The following is a 19,933-nucleotide window of genomic DNA, read 5'->3' as shown; positions in this document are numbered from 1 at the left end:
CCCGGCCAGGCACACCCGCGCAAGCCCCCGGCCTGCGCGGGCGCGATCCTCAGTTCCCCTGCGGGGCAGTCGCCGGCTGGGTCGGCGCAGCCGGGATGGCCGCGCTGGCGTCCTGTCCGTCACCCTCGGGCGCGGCCAGGATGGACTGGGTGGCAGCACCCTTGTCCACGGTGTTGGTCTGCGTGTCGCCCACGCTGGAACGGATGCCGGCATCGGCCGCGCCGGCCGCCTGCACCGCGCGATATTCCACGCCGCTGCGCTGCGCCGCGCCGCCGAACAGGGCGGCCAGGGCCTGATCGCTGGTCGTGCCATCGACCGGACGCGGGGCGCCGGGGCTGGGGGGCACCAGCTGGAAATCCGGCGGCACGATCAGCGGGGCCTGCCGCTGCACGGCGAACTCGTCCGGCCGTTCCCGGTTCAGCAGGCCGGCATTGCCGCCGCCCCCGCATCCGGCCAGCGCCACGCCAAGAACGAGAGGAAGGGTCAGGCAAACACGCATCAGAAGGTCTCCGCGGAAGTGTCCGCTTGCCCCGCGCCGTGGCGGGGCTCGCGTGTCTCGCGCATGAACAATGCACGGACCAGAAGGATCAGGACGCCGATCGTGATCGCGGCGTCGGCCAGGTTGAAGATCAGGAACGGGCGAAAGCCCCAGACCTGGAAATCGGCGAAATCGACGACATAGCCATACAGGAACCGGTCGCGGATATTGCCCACCGCGCCGCCCAGCACCAGCGCCAGCGCGGCGATGTCGCCCAGCAGCCGCTCCCGCATCATCCACACGACGATGACCAGGGCGATCAGCCCGGTCACCGCCAGCAGCATCCAGCGGGCCTCGCTCGACTGTGCACTGAACAGGCCGAGCGAGATGCCGCGGTTCTCCGTCCAGGTCAGGTCGAAGAACGGCAGCAGGTCGATATGGCCGCGGGTCTGCAGCTCCAGCGGGCCGATCATCAGCCATTTGGTGAACTGGTCGGCCACGAACACCAGCACCGCCAGTACCAGGCCCAGCACCCGGTTGCGTGTCGCGTGGGTCATGCTGCGGTCTCCACCTGCGGCACCGCGTCGGCGCAGCGGCCGCACAGCGCGCCATCCTCCACCACTTCGGGCAGCAGCCGCCAGCACCGGCCGCACTTGGCATCATCCACCTTGCCGACCGTCACGCCATCGCCGTCGTGACGCGTCACCGCACCGCTGATGAACAGCTCCGCCAGCAGCGCATCGCTGACGCCGGCAGGCACGGCTGCCGCCGGCACGCGCACTTCGGCCTCCAGGCCGGACCGCACGATCTTCTCCCGCCGCAGCGGCTCGATCGCTTCCAGCACCTGCTCGCGCAGGCTGCGCAGCTGCGCCCAGTGCGCCTCGTCCGCCTCGGCCACCGGCACCTCCGGCCATTCCAGCAGATGCACGCTGTCCGCATCGGGGTAGCGCGTGCCCCACGCCTCTTCGGTGGTGAACACCAGCACCGGCGCCAGGTAGCGGATCAGCGCATGGAACAGCGTGTCCATCACCGTCCGGCAGGCCCGCCGCCGCAGGTCGCCCGGCGCGTCGCAGTACAGGCTGTCCTTGCGGATATCGAAGTAGAAGGCGGACAGCTCCTCGTTGCAGAACTCGCCCACGCTGCGGACATAGGTGTTGAAGTCGAACGCATCGACCGCCTCGCGCAGCGTGGCATCCAGCCGCCCCAGCCGCGCCAGCATGTAGCGTTCCAGCTCCGGCATCTGCTCCACCGGCAGCGCCTCGCCTGCGTCGAACCCGTCCAGCGCGCCCAGCAGATAACGCAGCGTGTTGCGCAGCTTGCGATAGCCGTCAGCCACGCCCTTCAGGATCTCGTCGCCGATGCGGTGATCCTCGGTATAGTCGACGCTCAGCGCCCACAGCCGGATGATGTCCGCGCCGTAATCGCGCATCAGGTCCAGCGGGCTGATCGTGTTGCCCTTGGACTTGGACATCTTCTCGCCCTTGCCGTCCATGGTGAACCCATGGGTCAGCACGGCCTTGTACGGGGCCCGGCCACGCGTGGCGCAGCTTTCCAGCAAGGACGACTGGAACCAGCCGCGATGCTGGTCCGACCCTTCCAGATACAGGTCCGCCGGCCATTGCAGCGCCGGCCAGCGCCCGCTCTCCAGCACGAAGGCATGGGTGCAGCCCGAATCGAACCACACATCCAGGATGTCGGTGATCTTCTCGTAATCGTCCGAATCGTATTCGCCGGTCAGGAACTCGCCCGCATACCAGGCATCCACGCCGCCCTCGCGCACCGCATCCACGATCGCTGCGTTCACGATGGGATCGGCCAGATACTCGCCGGTGCCGCGATGGACATACAGCGTGATCGGCACGCCCCAGGCGCGCTGGCGGCTGAGCACCCAGTCGGGCCGCCCTTCCACCATGCTGCCGATGCGGTTGCGGCCCTTTTCCGGCACCCAGCGCGTGTCGGCGATCGCCTGCACTGCCGTCTGGCGCAAGGTCGCCTGCGGCTGTGCCGCCGTGCCCAGCGCCACCGCACCGCCGATCCCGTCCAGCCCGGCCACCGGATAGTCGAACGGTGCCATCGCCTGATCCATCGGCACGAACCATTGCGGCGTGCAGCGGAAGATCAGCTTGGCCTTGGACCGCCAGCTATGCGGGTAGGAGTGCTTGTAGTCCGCGCTGGCGGACAGCAGGCAGCCTGTGTCGCCCAGGTCGGTGCAGACTGGGCCATCTGGCGCGTTGAACTTGGGATTGATGACCGAAGCCGCACCGCCCAGCCACGGCCAGTCCGCACGATAGCGGCCATCGGCCTCCACCACGAACTTGGGACCTATGCCGTATTCGCGGCACAGCTCGAAATCGTCTTCGCCATGGTCGGGCGACATGTGGACGAGGCCGGTGCCGCTGTCGGTGGTGACGAAGCTGCCGGGCAGCATCGGACGCAGGTCCGCGAAAAAGCCACCGAGATGGTGCATTGGGTGGCGCACCTTAGTGCCGGCGAGGTCGGAGCCTGTGACATGGGCGACCACGCGGTGCGTCTCAGCAACGCCAGTACCTGTGTTGCGTGCAAGAAAGCTCGGCAGAAGAGAGTCTGCGACAAGTAGGCGATGGTTCATCGCATCGTCGCTGAATGGCTGAGCACCGTTGGCGGTGAAGCTTACTTCCACCAAAACATACTCAACCTCCGGCCCGTAAGCCAAAGCCTGGTTCACCGGGATCGTCCACGGCGTCGTGGTCCAGATCACCGCATGGGCGCCGACCAGCTCCGCCACCGGCGATTCGACGATCTCGAACGCCACGTCGATCTGGGTGGAGGTGATGTCCTCATACTCCACCTCGGCCTCAGCCAGGGCGGTCTTCTCCACCGGGGACCACATCACCGGCTTGGCGCCGCGATACAGCAACCCGCTCTCGGCAAACTTCAGCAGTTCGCGCACGATGGTCGCCTCGGCGGCGTAATCCATCGTCAGGTACGGATGGTCCCAGTCGCCCATCCCGCCCAGCCGCTTAAGCTGCTCTCGCTGCACATCGACCCAGTTGGCGGCATAGGCGCGGCACTCGGCGCGGAACTCGTCCGCCGGGACCTCGTCCTTGTTCAGCTTCTTCTTGCGGTAGAGTTCCTCCACCTTCCACTCGATCGGCAGGCCGTGGCAGTCCCAGCCGGGCACGTAAGGCGCATCCTTGCCCAGCAGCGTCTGGGTGCGGATCACCATGTCCTTCAGCACATGGTTCAGCGCATGGCCGATATGCATGTCGCCATTGGCGTAAGGCGGGCCATCGTGGAGGATGAACTTCTCGGCACCGGCGCGCGCGGCGCGCAGCTGGCCATGCAGGTCCGCCGCCTGCCACCGGGCCAGAATTTCCGGTTCCTTCTGCGGCAGGCCGGCCTTCATGGGGAAGGCGGTCTTCGGCAGGAATACGGTGTCTCGATAGTCGCGCGGTTCGGTCATGCTGCCCGCGCCTTAGCCGCGCAGGGGCCGCACTGCAATTTCTGGCGTCACTCGCCGCCCCAGCGGTCGACTGCCGCACGGTGCAGCGCCGGCGCGCAGGCCAGCACGCCCCAGTCCTTGGGCTCGCGCTTGTTGAATCGCAACACCTGGCCATGCGCGTCGCTGACCGCCGCGCCCGCTTCCCGCGCGATCAGGGTGGCGGCGGCGATGTCCCATTCATGGCCCCAGCGCTGCGTCACCAGCAGGTCCGCGCGGTCGTCCGCCACCATGGCGATGCGCAGGGCGATGGAGTTGGGCTTGGCCACCGCCACCAAGTCGGCCTCGGCCTTCGGCAGCGAATCGATCGGGATGCGCGCGCCGGCCAGCTCCATCCGCGTGCTCGCCGCCAGCCGCCGGCCGTTCAGGAACGCGCCGGCGCCGGCGGTGGCGCTCCACGTTTCGTGCCGCGCCGGCGCCACCATGGTCGCCACCAGCGGCCGCCCGGCGCTGACCAGCGCGACCGACACGCACCAGCCGGGCCGACCGCGGATGAAGTCGCGCGTGCCGTCGATCGGATCGACCAGCCACACCAGGTCGCGCCCCAGCCGGTCGGGCGCGTCGACCGTCTCCTCGCTCAGCCAGCCGGCGGCGGGCAGCAGGGCGGTCAGTTCGCGCTTCAGGAAGGCGTCCACCATCAGGTCGGCATCGCTGACCGGGCCGGCCGCGCCCTTGCTCCAGTGGCGCAGCGCATGGCCGCCGCCGGGCCACTGGCCCAGGGCCATGGCCCCCGCTTGGCCGCAGATGGCTTCCAGACGCGCGCGATCGATCATGGGTGCGATGCAGCAATGGGGCGGGCTGTTAGCGTTTGCAACCCGCGGCCCCCTTCCTTATGCGCAGCCGCAAACCTCATTTCTGCAAGAGAAGGTCCGCCAGCATGAACCTCCACGAATACCAGGCCAAGGAACTCCTCGCCAAGTACGGCATCGGCATCCCCAAGGGCGTGCCGGCCATGAGCGTGGAGGAAGCCGTCGCCGGTGCGAAGTCGCTGCCCGGCCCGCTCTATGTCGTAAAGGCGCAGATCCATGCCGGCGGCCGCGGCAAGGGCAAGTTCAAGGAACTGGGCGAAGAGGCCAAGGGCGGCGTGCGCCTGGCCAAGAGCATCGAGGACGTGCAGCGCGACGCGGCCGACATGCTGGGCAACACGCTGGTGACCGTGCAGACCGGCGATGCCGGCAAGCAGGTCAACCGCCTGTACGTCACCGATGGCGTGGACATCGCCAAGGAGTATTACCTGTCGATGCTGGTGGACCGCGCGTCCGGCCGCGTCGCCATGGTGGTGTCCACCGAAGGCGGCATGGATATCGAGACCGTGGCGCATGACACGCCCGAACTGATCCACTCCATCACCATCGACCCGGCATCGGGCTTCCAGCCGCATCACGGCCGCGCCGTGGCCTTCGCGCTGAAGCTGGAAGGTGGCCTGGCCAAGGCCGCGCAGAAGCTGTCGAAGCAGCTGTACGACGCGTTCACCGCGCTCGACTGCGACATGCTGGAGATCAACCCGCTGGTCGAGACCAAGGATGGCGAGCTGCTGGTGCTCGACACCAAGATGAGCTTCGACTCGAACGCGCTGTACCGCCACCCCGACGTCGCCGCCCTGCGTGACGAGACGGAGGAGGATCCGATGGAGGTCGAGGCGTCGAAGTACGACCTCGCCTACATCAAGCTGGATGGCGACATCGGCTGCATGGTCAACGGCGCCGGCCTCGCCATGGCGACGATGGACATCATCAAGCTGAACGGCATGTTCCCGGCCAACTTCCTCGATGTCGGCGGCGGCGCCAACAAGGAGAAGGTGACGGCGGCGTTCAAGATCATCCTGGCCGATCCGGCGGTGAAGGGCATCCTGGTCAACATCTTCGGCGGCATCATGAAGTGCGACATCATTGCCGAAGGCATCGTCGCGGCGGCCAAGGAAGTGAACCTGTCCGTGCCGCTGGTGGTCCGCCTGGAAGGCACCAATGTGGAAAAGGGCAAGGAAATCCTGGCCAATAGCGGCCTGGCGATCGTCCCGGCCGACGATCTGGGCGACGCCGCCCGCAAGATCGTGGCGGAGGTCAAGCAGGCCGCCTGACCGGGCTACCTGCCGTTTGATACCGAGAAGGGGCGCCCGCAACGGCGCCCCTTTTCGTGGCGGATGCTACCCGCCGGCGGTCCGGCGGTACCGGAACACATATTCCTGTGTCGTGCCGTCATCGCCGCGCACCAGCACCGCGGACAGCAGCCCGTCGGGTCCGTCACGCCGCAGCGTCAGCCCGTCGAAATACAGCGCCCCATCCTCCGCCGCGACCAGCGGGAAGCTGACCACCTGCTCCTTGTCTTCCCACCCGGTCAGGTCGGCACCGAAATGCTTCAGGCGATACACCAGGCTCTCGCCCGCCTGCGCGATCTGCACCACTTCCATAAAGGCGACGCTGCCCGCGCCATCGGTCTGCACGAAATGGCCGGCGACGATCCCGCCCGCCGGCGCCGAATAGGTCTCGCTCGCCGGCGCGCCGTCGATCCCCTCGCCGACCCAGCTGCCCGCCAGCCAGCCGAGCTGCGCGACCTGCGCCGGCGGGGGCTGGTGGCCGGGCGGGGCGGAGCGGGTTTCCTGCGCCGTGGCAGGCCCGGCGGCCAGGGTGGCAAGCAGCAGCAAGGTGGCAGGCAGCAGGCGCATGGCATCCCTTCAAGCACACAGGCGGCGGATCATATCGCGCCTGCCCGACGCGTCCAGACCGCCAAGCAGAACTAATCGCCCCCACAGGCATTCCACCTCCCACAGTCTTGACGCGCCCACCCGCCTTGGCAAAGGCGTAAGGCCTGACAGCGGCTCGCAAGACCAGCCCGGCAAAAGGATGCCCGCGATGAAGATCCTCGTCCCCGTGAAGCGGGTGATCGACTACAATGTCCGCCCCCGCGTGAAGGCCGATGGCAGCGGCGTGGACCTGGCCAACGTGAAGATGAGCATGAACCCGTTCGACGAGATCGCCGTCGAACAGGCCGTGCGGCTGAAGGAAGCCGGCGGGGCGGAGGAGATCGTGGTCGTCTCCGTCGGCCCGGCCAAGGCGGCCGATACGCTGCGCTCCGCCATGGCGATGGGCGCCGATCGCGCCATCCTGGTGCAGACGGACGAGACGGTCGAACCGCTCGCCGTGGCCAAGATCCTGAAGGCCGTGTTCGAGGCCGAACAGCCCGGCCTGGTGATCCTGGGCAAGCAGGCGATCGACGATGATTGCAACCAGACCGGCCAGATGCTCGCCGCGCTGACCGGCCGCCCCCAGGGCACCTTCGCCAGCAAGCTGGAGATCGCGGGCGAGGAGGCGCTGGTGACGCGCGAGGTCGATGGCGGACTGGAGACGATCGCCCTGGCGCTGCCCGCCATCGTGACGGCCGACCTGCGCCTGAACGAGCCGCGCTATGCCAGCCTGCCCAACATCATGAAGGCGAAGAAGAAGCCGATCGACACGAAGGCGCCGGAGGATTTCGGCGTCGACGTCACCCCGCGCCTGCGCACCCTGAAGGTCAGCGAACCGCCGACCCGCGCCGCCGGCATCCTGGTCGGCTCGGTCGACGAACTGGTGGCGAAGATCAAGGATATGGGAGTGGTCGCATGAAGGCCCTGGTTCTCGCCGAGCATGGCGGCGGCACGCTGAAGGATTCCACCCTCGCCACCATCACCGCCGCCACGCAGCTGGGCGAAGTGACCGTGCTGGTCGCCGGGCAGGGTGCCGAAGCCAGCCAGGCCGCCGATGCCGCCGCGCAGGTCGCCGGCGTCGGCAAGGTACTGCTGGCCGACGATGCCGCCTACGGGCAGATGCTGGCGGAGAACGTCGCCGCGCTGATCGTGCCGCTGATGGACAGCCACGATGCGCTGCTGTGCCCCGCCACCTCCAACGGCAAGAACATCGCCCCGCGTGTCGCCGCCCTGCTGGACGTGATGCAGGTGTCGGACGTGCTCAGCATCGAGGGGGAGCGCACCTTCACCCGCCCGATCTACGCCGGCAACGCCATCGCCACCGTCGAAAGCACGGAGGCCAAGCTGGTCCTGACCGTGCGCGGCACCAGCTTCGCCAAGGCGGAAGCCACCGGCGGCAGCGCCCCGGTCGAATCCCTCACCGGTGCAGGCGATGCCGGCCTGTCCCGCTTCGTCGGGTGCGAGGACAGCGCCAGCGACCGGCCCGAACTGACCAGCGCCGGCGTGGTCGTGTCGGGCGGCCGCGCGCTGAAGGATGCGGAAACGTTCGCGGCGATCATCACGCCCCTGGCGGACCGGCTGCACGCCGCCATCGGCGCCAGCCGCGCGGCGGTGGATGCGGGCTATATCGGCAACGACCACCAGGTCGGGCAGACCGGCAAGATCGTCGCCCCGCAGCTCTACATCGCGGTCGGCATCTCCGGCGCGATCCAGCACCTGGCCGGCATGAAGGACGCGCACACCATCATCGCCATCAACAAGGATCCGGATGCGCCGATCTTCCAGGTCGCCGACATCGGCCTGGTGGCCGATATCTTCACGGCAGTGCCGGAACTGACGAGCAAGCTGTAGGCGTGCCGGGGCGGACCGGACATCCGCCCCGGACAGCTGGCCGGGCGCTCAATCCGCCCCGAACAGGTCCCGCGTGAATACCTTGTCCGCCACGTCGCGGATCTCCTCGCTCAGCCGGTTGGCGATGATCACGTCGCAGCCCGCCTTGAACGCCTCCAGGTCCCGCTCGATGCGCGAACCGAAGAACAGGTCTTCGGCCATCGCCGGCTCGAAGATCACGACCTCGATCCCCTTGGCCTTGATCCGCTTCATGATGCCCTGGACGGAGGACTGGCGGAAATTGTCCGAATCCGCCTTCATCACCAGCCGGTAGACGCCCACGCGGCGGGGCCGGCGGGCGATGATCTGCTCCGCCAGGAAATCCTTGCGGGTGCCGTTCGCCTCCACGATCGCGCGGATCAGGTTCTGCGGCACATCCGAATAATTCGCCAGCAGCTGCTTGGTGTCCTTGGGCAGGCAGTACCCGCCATATCCGAAGCTGGGATTGTTGTAGTGCGTGCCGATCCGGGGATCGAGGCCGACCCCTTCGATGATCTGCCGCGTGTCCATGCCGCCGGCGATGGCGTAGGAATCCAGCTCGTTGAAGAACGCCACCCGCATGGCGAGGTAGGTGTTGGCGAACAGCTTGATCGCTTCCGCCTCCCGGCTGTCGGTGAACAGCACTTCCACGTCCTGCTTCTCCGCCCCCTGCCGCAGCAGTTCGGCGAAGATGCGTGCCCGTTCCGACCGCTCGCCCACGATGATCCGGCTGGGATGCAGGTTGTCGTGCAGCGCGCGCCCTTCGCGCAGGAATTCGGGGCTGAAGATCACTTGGCTTGTGCCCAGCCGCGCGCGGACATCGTCCACGAAGCCGACCGGGATGGTCGACTTGACCACGATCGTGGCCGCCGGGTTGGTCTTCGCCGCCAAGGCGATCACCGCCTCCACCGATGCCGTGTTGAACTTGTTGGTCGCCACATCGTAATCGGTCGGCGTGGCCACGATCACGTAATCGGCGTCGGCCAGCGCTGCCGCGGCATCCAGCGTCGCGCTCAGGTCCAGCGCCCGGTTGGCCAGGAAGTCCTGCAGTTCCGGGTCCACGATTGGCGATTGCCGGTCGTTCAGCATGTCGACCCGCTCCGCCACCAGATCGACCGCCACCACCGTGTTGTGCTGCGCCAGCAGCACGGCGTTGGACAGTCCCACATACCCCAGACCAAACACCGCGATCTTCATTGCGCGCCTTTTCCCCTGCCACCCCAGCGGCAGCTTTGCGCGGGCTATAGGGGCGGGAATGGAATGGCGAAAGCCTGCCCGATCCTGCTCGATCGGGGGAGGGGCACTGCCGCCTGTCCTACACGCCCCCATCTGCATAATAGGCCCGATTCGCCCGCCCACGCCCCAGCACAGGGAACCCGCGAATCATGCAAGCTGCACACCGCCACGATGGCTGGACGCCCGACCGCACCGCCCGCTTCCTCGACACGCTCTCGCACAAGGGCAATGTCAGCCGCGCCGCCGCCGCCATCGGCCTCTCGCGGGAGACTGCCTATTGCCGGCGCCGGCGCGATCCGCTGTTCGCCCGCGCCTGGGCGGCCGCCATGCTGCTGGCGCGGGAGGAAGGCGGGCACATCCTGGCCGATCGCGCGCTGGAAGGCGTGGAGGAGGAGGTGTGGTTCCGCGGCGAACTGGTCGGCACCCGTCGCCGCTACGACAACCGCCTGCTGCTCGCCCACATCGCCCGGCTCGACCGGCTCGCGCTGGACGAAACTGCCACGGCCGACGCCGCCCGGTTCGACGAGCTGGTCGCCTGCCTCGCCGGCGCGCAGCCGCCTGCTTCGCTTGCAGGCGCAAATGACGACCTCCCGCCCGACCGCGTCACCGTCACCGATCGTGCCGCCGGGCAGGAAGCCGACCGGCAGGAAGAGGAAGCCGCCGGCGGCTTCGGCGAGGACGAGTGGGAGCGTGAACGGCGCGAGGCGGCCGAGCGGATAGAGCAGGCGCGCACGGACGCGGGCGCAGCATGGGACCGCTGGATCAGCGCCGCCCGCGCTCATGTGGATGCGCTGCTGACGCCACCCGGACCCGCCACCGGCACTGTGTCAGATGTGTCAGCTTCAGCCCTGCCGACCTCACCCACCCCAGCCACCCCGCTCATCTTGAGCCTGTTGAAGGACGCGGGTGCCCCGCGATCGGTGCTTGCCAATGCCCCGCCTCCGCTGCCACATTCGCGAGCATGATCCTGCCGGGCGCGGCCGGCCAGCCACCGATCCGCCCGAACCGGCACATGCGCCGTGCACACAGATCCTCGTGAAAAGGGCTCGACGTTGATCCGTCAGACGCTGCCTGCCGCCATCCTCGTCACCGCCCTCGGCACGCTGGCGGCGCCGTCTGCCCGCGCCGCCGAACTGGTGCTGACCAATGCGCCCGGCAGCAACTGGATCGTCAACGGCACGGCCGATAGCTGCCAGATCCTGCGGGACCTTGGCGACGGGGAGGACCGGGTCAGCCTGCTGATCACGCAATGGTCGCCGGGCCAGTCCTTCTTCATGACCGTGGCCGGACGGCCGCTCCGCCGGTTCTCCGCCGACCGGCCGGTCACGCTGCAGTTCGGCGACGCGGCCGGCCCGCTGGGTGCGCGCCCCGCGTCGGTCGTGAAGGGCAGCATGGGCGGCAGCAAGGATGCGCTGATCTTCAGCAGCGCCCGGCTCACGCGCTGGGCAGACGACGATCCGGCGGATGGTGCGGGACCGGCCGATGCCGCGCGCGCGGACATTCCACCGGAATTCCGGATGGCTGCTCCCAAGCTGCCGCTGGCCGCGGTGGGGCTCGCCGACCGGATCGAGCTGGCGCAGGAACGGACGACCCTGCGGCTGCAGCCTAGCCGGCTGGGCGATGCACTGGCCTTGCTGGACAATTGCTCCACGCAGCGGCTGGCGGAATGGGGCTGGACCCGGATGGCCATCGCACCATGATCCAGCAGCCCGAACCGCTGAACTTCGCGACGCTTTCGGCGCGGGTCAGCCGCTTCTATCCGGCCGCTGCCGCCAGGCGTGGCGAGCAGGGCGACCTGCACATGCGCTTGCTGGTGGACGAGGCGGGCACGGCCACCGACTGCACCGTCACCGCCGCCAGCCAGGTCAGCCGGATCACCACCAATGCCTGCGAACACTTTACGCAGGAGGCGCTGTTCCTCCCCGCACTCGACGCCGCCGGCCGGCCGATGAAGTCGTTCTACGCCACCTCCATCCTGTTCCGGATGCAGCCGCGGCGATAGGGCGCGGACCCGATCCGATCGTGAACCATACCATGAGGACGAACATGCCGGATGCAGCCTGCAAGCATGGTCACCTGGTGACCCGCGCCCTTCCGCTCGCCGCCGCGGCGTCGGCTTCCGCAATGATGGCAGTTCCTGCCACCGCCGCCGAACTGGTGCTGACCGGTGCGCCGGGCAGCAGCTGGGTGGTCGATAATGGAGAGGAATCGTGCCAGCTCAGCCGCACCTTTGGCGAGGGCGAAAACCAGGTCAGACTGGTGCTCACGCAGTGGGCTCCGGGCAAGTCGTTCGCCGTCATGCTGGCGGGGCGTCCGCTGGCTCGGTTCCATGGCACGGTCGAACTTGGCTTCGCCGGTGCCGGGACCGCGCTCGCCAGCAGGCGCGCCGATTATGAAAGAGGTACGCTCAGCGGGGGTGAGGATGCCCTGATCTTCAGCACCGTCTTTCTTGCCCGACCCCTCGGAAAAGATGGAGGAGTCATTGCGGTCACCCCGGAAGGGACTCCCGACTTGGCATCGCCATACGGTGGCGCTGCGCCCATGCTCCCGCCGGGCGCGATCACCATGGCCGATCGCATCGAACTGACGAAAGGGCGTGAGACATTGCGGCTGGAGCCGAGCCAGCTGGACAATGCGCTGAGCGTGCTTGATGCCTGTTCGCAAAGCCACCTGCCCGAATGGGGTCTGGATGCCGCCGCGCACCGTACCATGACCCGCGCGCCACAGGCGCCAGACTTCTCGCGCGCAGCGCGAGCGATCCAGCAGAGTTACCCCAGCGCAGCGATCGCGCGTGGCGAACAGGCCAATTTGCATGTGCGGGTGCTGGTGGACGAGACCGGGGCAGCCGGGGATTGCACGGCCGTTGCGGCCACCCGGACCAACATAACCACGACCGCCTGCCGCCATCTTACACGCGACATCCGGTTCCTTCCCGCTCTCGATGCGGCAGGTAACCCGATGAAGTCGTTTCACACGGTCAACATCCTGTTCCGCATCGACTGAGAGCGAGAGCTATCCCCGCCGCAGCACTCGCACCGGCGCCTCACCCAGCAGCGTCTCCCGCACCGGCACGAAGCCCAGCCGTGCCGCCAGCGCCAGCGATGGAAGGTTGTCGGGGTCGATCAGCGCCACGATCGGCCGTGGGCCATGCGCGGCGTCGAACCACTCCAGCACCACCTGCGCGGCCTCCCGCGCCAGGCCGCGGCCGGTGTGCCGCTGGCCCAGGATCCAGCCGGCTTCGGGCATGTTGTCCGCATCCGGGCCCAGCCCGCGCCAGGCATGGAACACGCCCACCTGCCCGATCAGTTCGCCGCCGTCGCGCAGCCGCACGGCAAACCCGCCATAGCCATAGAGCGGCCAGCTGCCGGCATTGCGCAGCAGCCGGGTGAACTGCTCGGGCGGGCTCTGCACTCCGCCCAGATGGCGGGTCGTTTCCGGGTCGGAGACGATCTCCATCAGCCCCGGCAGGTCGGCGGCGGCCGGGACGTCCAGCACCAGCCGTGCGGTCGTCAGGCGGGTCATGCCGCCCGTCACAGCGCCTGCGTGATCGCGTGCAGCGTCAGGCCGACCAGCCCGCCCACCAGCGTGCCGTTGATGCGGATGAACTGCAGGTCGCGGCCCACCGCGCCCTCGATCCGCGCGGTCACGGTGTTGGCGTCCCAGCGCTTCACCGTGTCGGACACCAGCGCGACGATGCCCCCGCCATAGCGGCTGGCCACACCCACCGCTGTGCGCCGGGCGAACCGGTTGACCTGCAGCTGCAGCCGGGGGTCCTCGCTCAGGCCGCGGCCCAGTTCGGCCAGGGTGGTGTCGAGCGAACCGCTGCCGGCCGGGTCCCGCGCGGCGGCGATCAGGCCGGTGCGCAGCCGCTCCCACACGCCCATCCACCATTCGGCCGCCGCCGGATTGGCCAGGACGCGCGCCTTGGCCGCCTCCACCTTCGCCCGGGTGGCGGGATCGTGCACCAGGTCGTGCGCCAGCTTCGCCAGGCTGTCATCCACCTTGGCACGCAAGGGGTGGTCGGGATCGATCAGCAGTTCGGCCAGCATCCGGTACAGCCCGTCGACCACGCTGCTGCCCAGCTTCTCGTCCAGCCCGGTCCAGCGGATCACCGACCCGGCCCGGTCGCTGACCATGCGCCGCACCAGGGCCTCGTTCCCTTCCAGCACGCCGCCCAGCCAGCGGATCAGCATGTCCATCAGCGGCCGGTGGCGCCCCCCGGCGATCATCGCGCCCAGCGCGTGGCCGATCATCGGCGACAGTTCCAGCCGCCCGGCCTGCTTCGCCAGCACATGCCGTACCTGCTCGCCCAGTGCCTGTGGGTCGAGCGATTCCAGCACGTCGGCCAGCAGCCCGGCCACGCCGGCACGCAGGCCCGCGCCACGTTCCGCCCGGGGGCGCTGCAGGAACTCGCCCAGCATCCGCGCCGGATTGGCGCCGTGCAGCCGGCGGGCGATCACCGCAGGGGTCAGGAAATTGGTGCGCAGGAAGCCCGCCATCGTGTCGGCGATGCGATCCTTGTTGCGCGGGATGATCGCGGTGTGCGGGATCGGCAGGCCCAGCGGATGGCGGAACAGCGCGGTGACCGCGAACCAGTCCGCCAGGCCGCCCACCATCGCCGCCTCGGCAAAGGCGGACAGCCAGCCCCAGGCGGGATGGCCACCCGCCCGTTCCATCAGATGGGCAAGCGCGAACAAGCCCGCCATCGCCACCAGCAGGGCGGTGGCGGTAGCGCGCATCCGGCGGGCGCGATCGGCGGGCAGGGGGCTATTCCGCAGGTTGCGCCGCCCGGCCGGCGGCGGTGTCGTCGCCGGGACTGTAAGTGAGGAAGCGGTTGCGCATCCACGGCCCCAGCCGCTTCTCCAGCCCGTCCGCCAGGCTGAAGCCGGCCGGCACGATGATCAGCGTCAGCAGGGTGGACAGCAGCAGGCCGCCGATCACCACCGTGCCCATCGGCGCACGCCACGCGCCGTCGCCGCCCAGCGACAGGGCGGTGGGGATCATGCCCGCGGTCATCGCCACGGTGGTCATGATGATCGGCTGCGCACGCTTGTGCCCGGCTTCCATGATCGCCGCCTGCTTGTCGCCGCCGGCCTCCATCTCCTCGATCGCGAAGTCGATCAGCAGGATGGAGTTCTTGCCCACGATGCCGAACAGCATCAGCATGCCGATGAACACCGGCAGGCTCATCGGCTGGCCGATCGCGGTCAGCAGCAGCAGCCCGCCCAGCGGCGCCAGGGCCAGCGACGCCATGTTGACCAGCGGGGACACCAGCCGGCGATACAGCAGCACGAGCACCGCGAAGACCAGCAGGATGCCGCTGACCAGCGCGATGGCGAAGTTGCTGATCATGTCCGCCTGCCATTCGTCCGATCCGACGGGCGCGTTGGACACGCCGGTCGGCAGGTTCTGCATGATCGGCAGGCGATCGATCACCGGCTTCACGTCACCGCTGGCAAAGCCGGGCGCGATGTCGGCGCTGACGAAGACGCGGCGGTCCTGGTTGACGCGCTCGATCGCGGTTGGTCCGGCGCCGAAGGAGATGTCGGCCACGCGTTCCAGCGGCACCGACCCGCCGCCGGCGGTTGGCACGGGCAGGTTCCGGATGTTGCTGATGTCGCGCCGGTCGGTCTCGTTCAGCCGCACCCGGATCGGCACCTGCCGGTTCGACAGGCTGAAGCGGGCGGCGTTCTGGTCGATATCGCCCAGCGTGGCGATGCGGATCGCCTGGCTCAGCGCGCTGGTGGTGACGCCCAGGCTGGCGGCCAGATCCTCCCGCGGGGTGACGATCAGTTCGGGGCGCTGCAGGTCCGCCTCCACCCGCGGGGCGATCACGCCCGGCACGCCGCGCATCTGTTCGGCCAGCTTGGCGGCGGCCTGTTCCAGCACGGTCGTGTCGGAGCCGGACAGCATCACGTTGATCGCCCGTCCGCTGCCACCACCGCCGCCGCCCTGCGGATCCTGGAAGTTGACGCGCGCATCGGGGAACTGCTGCAGCGCCGGGGCCAGTTCCCGCTCGAACTCCAGGCTGGTACGCGCCCGGTCCTCCCGGAACACCAGCCGCACGGAGCCTTCGCCTTCGCGCACGATGCCCATCGCCAGCAGCACTTCGGGCTCTTCCCGCATCCGGTTGGCGATTGAATCGATCACCGATTCGGTCTGGCGCAGTGTGGTGCCGGGCACCATCGTCACGCTGATGCGGGAGAAGTCGCTGTCGGAATTTGGGAAGAACTGCGACGGCAGGTTCATCCCCAGCAATCCGGTCATCACCAGCGCGGCGGCGCCGGTGCCGATCATCCACACCCGGTGATCCATCATCCGCGCGCCGAAGCGCCCGCGACGGTGGAGATACCAGTCGCGGAAGCCGTGACCGAACATACGCGCCAACATGTCGGTGCCCAGCAGCATCAGCCGCGCCGCCAGCCAGCCGGCGAGGCCCGCCGCTGCCAGCAGCAGCCCCAGGCCCGCGATCAGCACGACAAAGGCCAGCGTCCGCGCCAGGACATCCGGCAGGAAGCCGAACAGGCCGACCCACGCCTTCATGTCCACCAGCCCCGGCGCGGCGGCGACCGCGCCGCCGATCACCGCCCCGGCCCCGGCCAGGAAGGCCAGGCCGACCAGGCCGAACAGCAGGGCCGCGATCGGCAACCAGCGGCGGTGGAACTCGCCCGTCGGGCCCAGCGCACGCAGCCGCCGGTCCGCGCTCGTGCGGTCGATCGACCAGGCGAGGGCCCGCATGTACACGTCCATCCAGCGGCCGCCGCCATGTTCGGCATGGCCTTCCGCCTTCAGGAAATAGGCCGCGATCATCGGCGTGATCATGCGCGCGACCAGCAGCGAGATCAGCACGGACACGACCACCGTCAGCCCGAAATTCTTGAAGAACTGTCCGGCGATGCCCGGCATCAGGCCGACCGGCAGGAACACCGCGACGATCGACATGGTGGTGGCGACCACCGCCAGCCCGATCTCGTCCGCCGCGTCGATGCTGGCCTGGAACGCGCTCTTGCCCATGCGCATGTGGCGCACGATGTTCTCGATCTCCACGATCGCATCATCCACCAGCACGCCGGCCACCAGGCCCAGGGCGAGCAGGGACAGGCTGTTCAGTGTGAACCCGAGCATGTCCATGAACCAGAAGGTCGGGATGGCCGAAAGCGGAATGGCCAGCGCCGCGATCACCGTGGCGCGCCAGTCGCGCAGGAAGATCAGGACCACGATCACCGCCAGCACCGCGCCTTCGATCATGGCGTTGATGGAGCTGTCATATTGCTGGCGGGTGTAGTCGACTTCGGTGAACAGGCGGGTGAAGCGGATGCCGGGATTTTCGGTCTGCAGCGCCTTCAGCACCTCCGCCGCGCCATCATAGACGGACACGTCGGATTCGCCGCGCGCACGGGTGATGCCGAAGGTGACGACCTGCCGGCCGTTGATCTTGGCCAGGCTGCTGATCTCGCCATAGGCATCGCTGACGCGGGCGATGTCCGACAGCTTGACGGTACGCCCGTCACCCAGCGCGATCTGCGTCTGCGAGAGTTCGAACACGTCCTGCGCATTGCCAAGCACGCGCACCGACTGGCGCGATCCGGCGATCTCGGCCTCGCCACCGGCGGCGTTGAGGTTCAGCTGACGCAGCGCGGCATTGACCTGCGATGCGGTGACGCCCAGCCCCTGCAGCCGTTGCGGATCCAGGATCACCAGGATCTCGCGGTCGACGCCGCCATTGCGGCTGACCTCCGCCAGGCCCGGCACGGTCAGCAGCCGCTTGGTCACGGTATCGTCGATGAACCAGGACAGCTGCTCGATCGTCATGTCGTCGGCCGCGACGCCGAAGAACACGATCGGCTCGCTGCTGGTCTGCTGGCGGTAGATCTGCGGTTCCAGAATCCCGTCGGGCAGCTCGCCACGGATCTGGTCGATATTGGCCTTCACCTCGTTCACGGCCTGGGCGATGTCGGTGCCGAGCGCGAACTCGATGGAGGTGACGCTGGCGCCCTCCTCCGCGGTGGAATAGATGTTCTCCACCCCGTCCAGCGTCTGCACCGCGGCCTCGACCCGCTGCGTGATCTGGTTCTCGATTTCCGTCGGGGCGGCGCCCGGCTGGCTGATGACGCTGATCACCACCGGCAGTTCGATGTCCGGGTTGTTCTGCACGTCCATGGACATGAAGGCGACGATGCCCGCCAGCATCAGGCCCATGAAGGCCAGGATCGGGACCAGCGGATTGCGGATCGACCAGGCGGAGATGTTGCGGAAGCCCATGGGTGGAAATGCCTCAGCTGGCCGGCTGCGGGGCCGCGGCGGGCCGCGGAGCGGCGGGACGTTGCAGCACCGGGCGCACGGTGTCGCCTTCGCTGAGGAAACCGCCGGCGCGCAGCACGATCCGTTCGCTGCCGTCCAGCCCTTCGGCGATGGCGATGCCCTGGCCTGTCACCGTCCCCAGCCGGACCGGGCGGCGGGCGACCTTGTCGTCGCGACCCACCACATAGACGAAGCTGCTGCCATCGGGCGCGGTCTGGATCGCGCTTTCCGGCAGCAGCGGGGCGACCAGCGCCCCGGCATTGATGCGGACGGTGGCAAAGCCGCCGGGGCGCAGCGCCTCGTCATAGTCCAGCGCGATGCGCGCGGTGCCCTGCCGGTTGGTCTGGTCGATGATCGGCGAGACCTGCCACACCTGTCCGGTGAAGCGTTCCTGCGTGCCCACCGGCGAGACTTCGGCGGGCACGCCTGCGCGCATCTGCGCCAGTTCGCCCTCGCCCAGCCGCGCCAGCACTTCCATCTCGCCACCGCGGGCGATGGTGAACAGGGCCTCCGCCCCGCCGCTGACCACCTGCCCCAGTTCGACGTTGCGGGCCAGCACCAGGCCGGCGGCCGGGGCCACGATGTTCAGCCGGGCGTTGCGCGCCTGCGCTTCACGATATTGCGCCTGCGCCACGCGCACCTGTGCGCGGGAAGCATCGCGGGTGGCGGTCAGCTGGTCGATATTGGCCTGGCTGATGAAGCCGCGATCGACCAGCAGGTTGGCGCGTTCCAGGTTGGACTGCGCCAGCCGCAGATCGGCCTGTGCCACGTCGATCTGGGCCTGCAGGCTGCGCGCCTGCTCCGTCTGCACCGAGCGGTCGATCACCGCCAGCACCTGCCCCTGACGCACCCAGTCGCCCGCTTCCACGGGGATGGACACGACATTGCCGCCTTCGCCCACGACGCCGACCGGCATGGGGCGGCGGGCGGCGAGGGTGCCGGTGGCGGTAATGGTGCCGGCGACGGAACTGCGGCCGGGGGAGATCACGGTGACGGACTGCGCCACGTCCTGCGGCGCGAAGTCCGTATTTGCCCCGCCATGGTTGAGCAGGAAGACAAGCGCCGCCAGCAGGGCGACGATCGCGCCGCCCGCGATCAGCAGGCGACGACGGATGCGGCGCGCGCGGACGTCATCGTCTTCCGCGACAACCGGCGCGCCATCATCTCCGCCGATCACGCCCGGATCGCGCGGCGATCCTTGCAGGACCGGATCTGCCGCCGCGCCAAATTCCTGCGGCCTGGGTTCGTATCTCATCTGCGCCATCAGCCTCTTGCAACGGCTTTGCCGGTGGCCCGGCCATGCGGGTCGCCACGGGCCATTGCCAAGGTCGCGGGTGTAGTCACCTCCGCAACTTGTAGCAATGCACCTTCCATCAAGGCCCCACCACGTCCGACGAACGCTTGTGCCGGCACGTGCCGGCCGGGCGCAACAAAAAGGGCGGGGTCGCCACTGGCGCCCCGCCCAAACTTCGGCATCCGCCCGGACAGGCCGGGCCGGATCGGCCGAACCGTGTGTTAGCGCACCCGGCCGCGCTGGACCAGGTTGACGATCGCCAGCAGCACGATGGCGCCGACGATGGCGATGATGAACCCGGTGATGTTGAAGGTCTGGATGGTGCCTTCCACGCCGAACAGGGCGCCGGCCAGCACGTTGCCGATCAGCGCGCCGATGATGCCGACGACGATGTTCCAGAAGATCCCCATGGACGCATCACGGTTCATGACCATGCTGGCCAGCCAGCCCGCGACACCGCCGACGATGATAGCAACAATCCAACCCATGCCCTGTCTCCTTGTTCTTCCCCTGCGGCGCAGGGGCTTCATACAGGCGACAAACGGAGGCTTGCTCCATGCGTTCCCCGCGACCGGCGGAGCCTGAGCCGCGACGGGC

At 68.7% G+C, this 19,933-nt stretch carries 18 protein-coding genes; 7 read left to right on the top strand and 11 right to left on the bottom strand.

The window, feature by feature from the left end; translation table 11 throughout:
* Nucleotides 1–49: 49 nt before the first annotated feature.
* From PK98_RS11700 to PK98_RS11685, 4 genes are read right to left on the bottom strand one after another with little or no spacing between them, the layout of a single operon-like run.
* The gene (locus tag PK98_RS11700) at nucleotides 50–499 is read right to left on the bottom strand and encodes a DUF3035 domain-containing protein (RefSeq protein WP_052208586.1); all 450 of its coding nucleotides are present in this window, start codon (nucleotides 497–499) and stop codon (nucleotides 50–52) included.
* On the bottom strand, nucleotides 499–1,035 hold the full coding sequence (gene lspA / locus PK98_RS11695; protein ID WP_039097623.1) for a signal peptidase II: 537 nt from the start codon (nucleotides 1,033–1,035) through the stop codon (nucleotides 499–501). The genes PK98_RS11700 and lspA overlap by 1 nt, the downstream gene beginning before the upstream one ends.
* A complete protein-coding gene (gene ileS / locus PK98_RS11690; protein WP_039097077.1) occupies nucleotides 1,032–3,920 on the bottom strand; it encodes an isoleucine--tRNA ligase in 2,889 nt (962 codons plus the stop codon). The genes lspA and ileS overlap by 4 nt, the downstream gene beginning before the upstream one ends.
* Before the next feature lie 47 nt (nucleotides 3,921–3,967).
* A complete protein-coding gene (locus PK98_RS11685) occupies nucleotides 3,968–4,729 on the bottom strand; it encodes a 3'(2'),5'-bisphosphate nucleotidase CysQ (protein WP_039097076.1) in 762 nt (253 codons plus the stop codon).
* Between the two features lie 104 nt (nucleotides 4,730–4,833).
* Here PK98_RS11685 and sucC point away from each other — a divergent pair, with 104 nt between their 5' ends.
* Nucleotides 4,834–6,033, top strand: a complete 1,200-nt coding sequence (gene sucC, locus PK98_RS11680) for an ADP-forming succinate--CoA ligase subunit beta (RefSeq protein ID WP_039097075.1) — start codon at nucleotides 4,834–4,836, stop codon at nucleotides 6,031–6,033.
* Between the two features lie 66 nt (nucleotides 6,034–6,099).
* Here the strand turns inward: sucC and PK98_RS11675 are convergent, their stop codons facing one another.
* Nucleotides 6,100–6,618 (bottom strand): DUF6265 family protein, encoded by a 519-nt coding sequence (locus PK98_RS11675; RefSeq protein ID WP_039097074.1) that lies wholly within the window; start codon nucleotides 6,616–6,618, stop codon nucleotides 6,100–6,102.
* Between the two features lie 187 nt (nucleotides 6,619–6,805).
* Here PK98_RS11675 and PK98_RS11670 point away from each other — a divergent pair, with 187 nt between their 5' ends.
* Together PK98_RS11670 and PK98_RS11665 are read left to right on the top strand one after the other, a co-directional pair.
* Nucleotides 6,806–7,555, top strand: a complete 750-nt coding sequence (locus tag PK98_RS11670; RefSeq protein WP_039097073.1) for an electron transfer flavoprotein subunit beta/FixA family protein — start codon at nucleotides 6,806–6,808, stop codon at nucleotides 7,553–7,555.
* Nucleotides 7,552–8,487 carry an electron transfer flavoprotein subunit alpha/FixB family protein gene (locus PK98_RS11665; RefSeq protein WP_039097072.1) on the top strand — a complete coding sequence of 312 codons (936 nt, stop codon included), beginning with the start codon at nucleotides 7,552–7,554 and terminating at the stop codon, nucleotides 8,485–8,487. The genes PK98_RS11670 and PK98_RS11665 overlap by 4 nt, the downstream gene beginning before the upstream one ends.
* A 48-nt stretch (nucleotides 8,488–8,535) precedes the next feature.
* Here the strand turns inward: PK98_RS11665 and PK98_RS11660 are convergent, their stop codons facing one another.
* Nucleotides 8,536–9,702 carry a nucleotide sugar dehydrogenase gene (locus PK98_RS11660; RefSeq protein ID WP_039097071.1) on the bottom strand — a complete coding sequence of 389 codons (1,167 nt, stop codon included), beginning with the start codon at nucleotides 9,700–9,702 and terminating at the stop codon, nucleotides 8,536–8,538.
* A 188-nt stretch (nucleotides 9,703–9,890) separates the two neighbouring features.
* Between PK98_RS11660 and PK98_RS16035 the strand changes: the two genes are divergently transcribed.
* The 4 genes from PK98_RS16035 to PK98_RS11640 all read left to right on the top strand — a co-directional run bounded on the left by PK98_RS16035 (nucleotide 9,891) and on the right by PK98_RS11640 (nucleotide 12,744).
* Nucleotides 9,891–10,706, top strand: a complete 816-nt coding sequence (locus PK98_RS16035) for a hypothetical protein (RefSeq protein WP_052208584.1) — start codon at nucleotides 9,891–9,893, stop codon at nucleotides 10,704–10,706.
* Between the two features lie 87 nt (nucleotides 10,707–10,793).
* Entirely contained in the window at nucleotides 10,794–11,441 is a 648-nt protein-coding gene (locus tag PK98_RS11650) for a hypothetical protein (protein WP_039097070.1), read from the top strand.
* The gene (locus PK98_RS11645; RefSeq protein ID WP_039097069.1) at nucleotides 11,408–11,743 is read left to right on the top strand and encodes an energy transducer TonB; all 336 of its coding nucleotides are present in this window, start codon (nucleotides 11,408–11,410) and stop codon (nucleotides 11,741–11,743) included. Before PK98_RS11650 ends, PK98_RS11645 begins: the two co-directional genes overlap by 34 nt.
* A gap of 125 nt (nucleotides 11,744–11,868) precedes the next feature.
* Entirely contained in the window at nucleotides 11,869–12,744 is an 876-nt protein-coding gene (locus PK98_RS11640) for an energy transducer TonB (RefSeq protein ID WP_161792438.1), read from the top strand.
* A gap of 9 nt (nucleotides 12,745–12,753) precedes the next feature.
* On the opposite strand, the gene PK98_RS11635 is transcribed toward PK98_RS11640, so the two are convergent.
* From PK98_RS11635 to PK98_RS11615, 5 genes are all read right to left on the bottom strand, one after another.
* Nucleotides 12,754–13,263, bottom strand: coding sequence for a GNAT family N-acetyltransferase (locus PK98_RS11635; RefSeq protein WP_039097067.1), 510 nt, complete (start codon nucleotides 13,261–13,263; stop codon nucleotides 12,754–12,756).
* An 8-nt stretch (nucleotides 13,264–13,271) separates the two neighbouring features.
* Nucleotides 13,272–14,480, bottom strand: coding sequence for a DUF445 domain-containing protein (locus PK98_RS11630; RefSeq protein WP_039097066.1), 1,209 nt, complete (start codon nucleotides 14,478–14,480; stop codon nucleotides 13,272–13,274).
* Nucleotides 14,481–14,508: 28 nt separating this feature from the next.
* Complete coding sequence (locus tag PK98_RS11625) at nucleotides 14,509–18,003, bottom strand: efflux RND transporter permease subunit (RefSeq protein ID WP_039097064.1); 3,495 nt, start codon at nucleotides 18,001–18,003, stop codon at nucleotides 14,509–14,511.
* A gap of 13 nt (nucleotides 18,004–18,016) precedes the next feature.
* Nucleotides 18,017–19,306 carry an efflux RND transporter periplasmic adaptor subunit gene (locus tag PK98_RS11620; RefSeq protein WP_235425495.1) on the bottom strand — a complete coding sequence of 430 codons (1,290 nt, stop codon included), beginning with the start codon at nucleotides 19,304–19,306 and terminating at the stop codon, nucleotides 18,017–18,019.
* Nucleotides 19,307–19,557: 251 nt separating this feature from the next.
* A complete protein-coding gene (locus PK98_RS11615; protein WP_039097063.1) occupies nucleotides 19,558–19,824 on the bottom strand; it encodes a GlsB/YeaQ/YmgE family stress response membrane protein in 267 nt (88 codons plus the stop codon).
* Nucleotides 19,825–19,933 lie beyond the last annotated feature (109 nt).

The sequence above is a fragment of the Croceibacterium mercuriale genome (assembly GCF_000802385.1).
GTDB lineage: Bacteria > Pseudomonadota > Alphaproteobacteria > Sphingomonadales > Sphingomonadaceae > Croceibacterium > Croceibacterium mercuriale.
Note: the sequence above shows the minus strand (reverse complement) of the source record. Positions and strands in the feature narration are given on the sequence as shown.

Excerpts from the sequence above, each read along its gene's own strand:
- PK98_RS11700 (WP_052208586.1), bottom strand. The coding sequence starts at position 499 with ATGCGTGTTTGCCTGACCCTTCCTCTCGTTCTTGGCGTGGCGCTGGCC.
- lspA (WP_039097623.1), bottom strand. The coding sequence starts at position 1,035 with ATGACCCACGCGACACGCAACCGGGTGCTGGGCCTGGTACTGGCGGTG.
- ileS (WP_039097077.1), bottom strand. The coding sequence starts at position 3,920 with ATGACCGAACCGCGCGACTATCGAGACACCGTATTCCTGCCGAAGACC.
- PK98_RS11685 (WP_039097076.1), bottom strand. The coding sequence starts at position 4,729 with ATGATCGATCGCGCGCGTCTGGAAGCCATCTGCGGCCAAGCGGGGGCC.
- sucC (WP_039097075.1), top strand. The coding sequence starts at position 4,834 with ATGAACCTCCACGAATACCAGGCCAAGGAACTCCTCGCCAAGTACGGC.
- PK98_RS11675 (WP_039097074.1), bottom strand. The coding sequence starts at position 6,618 with ATGCGCCTGCTGCCTGCCACCTTGCTGCTGCTTGCCACCCTGGCCGCC.
- PK98_RS11670 (WP_039097073.1), top strand. The coding sequence starts at position 6,806 with ATGAAGATCCTCGTCCCCGTGAAGCGGGTGATCGACTACAATGTCCGC.
- PK98_RS11665 (WP_039097072.1), top strand. The coding sequence starts at position 7,552 with ATGAAGGCCCTGGTTCTCGCCGAGCATGGCGGCGGCACGCTGAAGGAT.
- PK98_RS11660 (WP_039097071.1), bottom strand. The coding sequence starts at position 9,702 with ATGAAGATCGCGGTGTTTGGTCTGGGGTATGTGGGACTGTCCAACGCC.
- PK98_RS16035 (WP_052208584.1), top strand. The coding sequence starts at position 9,891 with ATGCAAGCTGCACACCGCCACGATGGCTGGACGCCCGACCGCACCGCC.
- PK98_RS11645 (WP_039097069.1), top strand. The coding sequence starts at position 11,408 with ATGGGGCTGGACCCGGATGGCCATCGCACCATGATCCAGCAGCCCGAA.
- PK98_RS11640 (WP_161792438.1), top strand. The coding sequence starts at position 11,869 with ATGGCAGTTCCTGCCACCGCCGCCGAACTGGTGCTGACCGGTGCGCCG.
- PK98_RS11635 (WP_039097067.1), bottom strand. The coding sequence starts at position 13,263 with ATGACCCGCCTGACGACCGCACGGCTGGTGCTGGACGTCCCGGCCGCC.
- PK98_RS11630 (WP_039097066.1), bottom strand. The coding sequence starts at position 14,480 with ATGCGCGCTACCGCCACCGCCCTGCTGGTGGCGATGGCGGGCTTGTTC.
- PK98_RS11625 (WP_039097064.1), bottom strand. The coding sequence starts at position 18,003 with ATGGGCTTCCGCAACATCTCCGCCTGGTCGATCCGCAATCCGCTGGTC.
- PK98_RS11620 (WP_235425495.1), bottom strand. The coding sequence starts at position 19,306 with ATGGCGCAGATGAGATACGAACCCAGGCCGCAGGAATTTGGCGCGGCG.
- PK98_RS11615 (WP_039097063.1), bottom strand. The coding sequence starts at position 19,824 with ATGGGTTGGATTGTTGCTATCATCGTCGGCGGTGTCGCGGGCTGGCTG.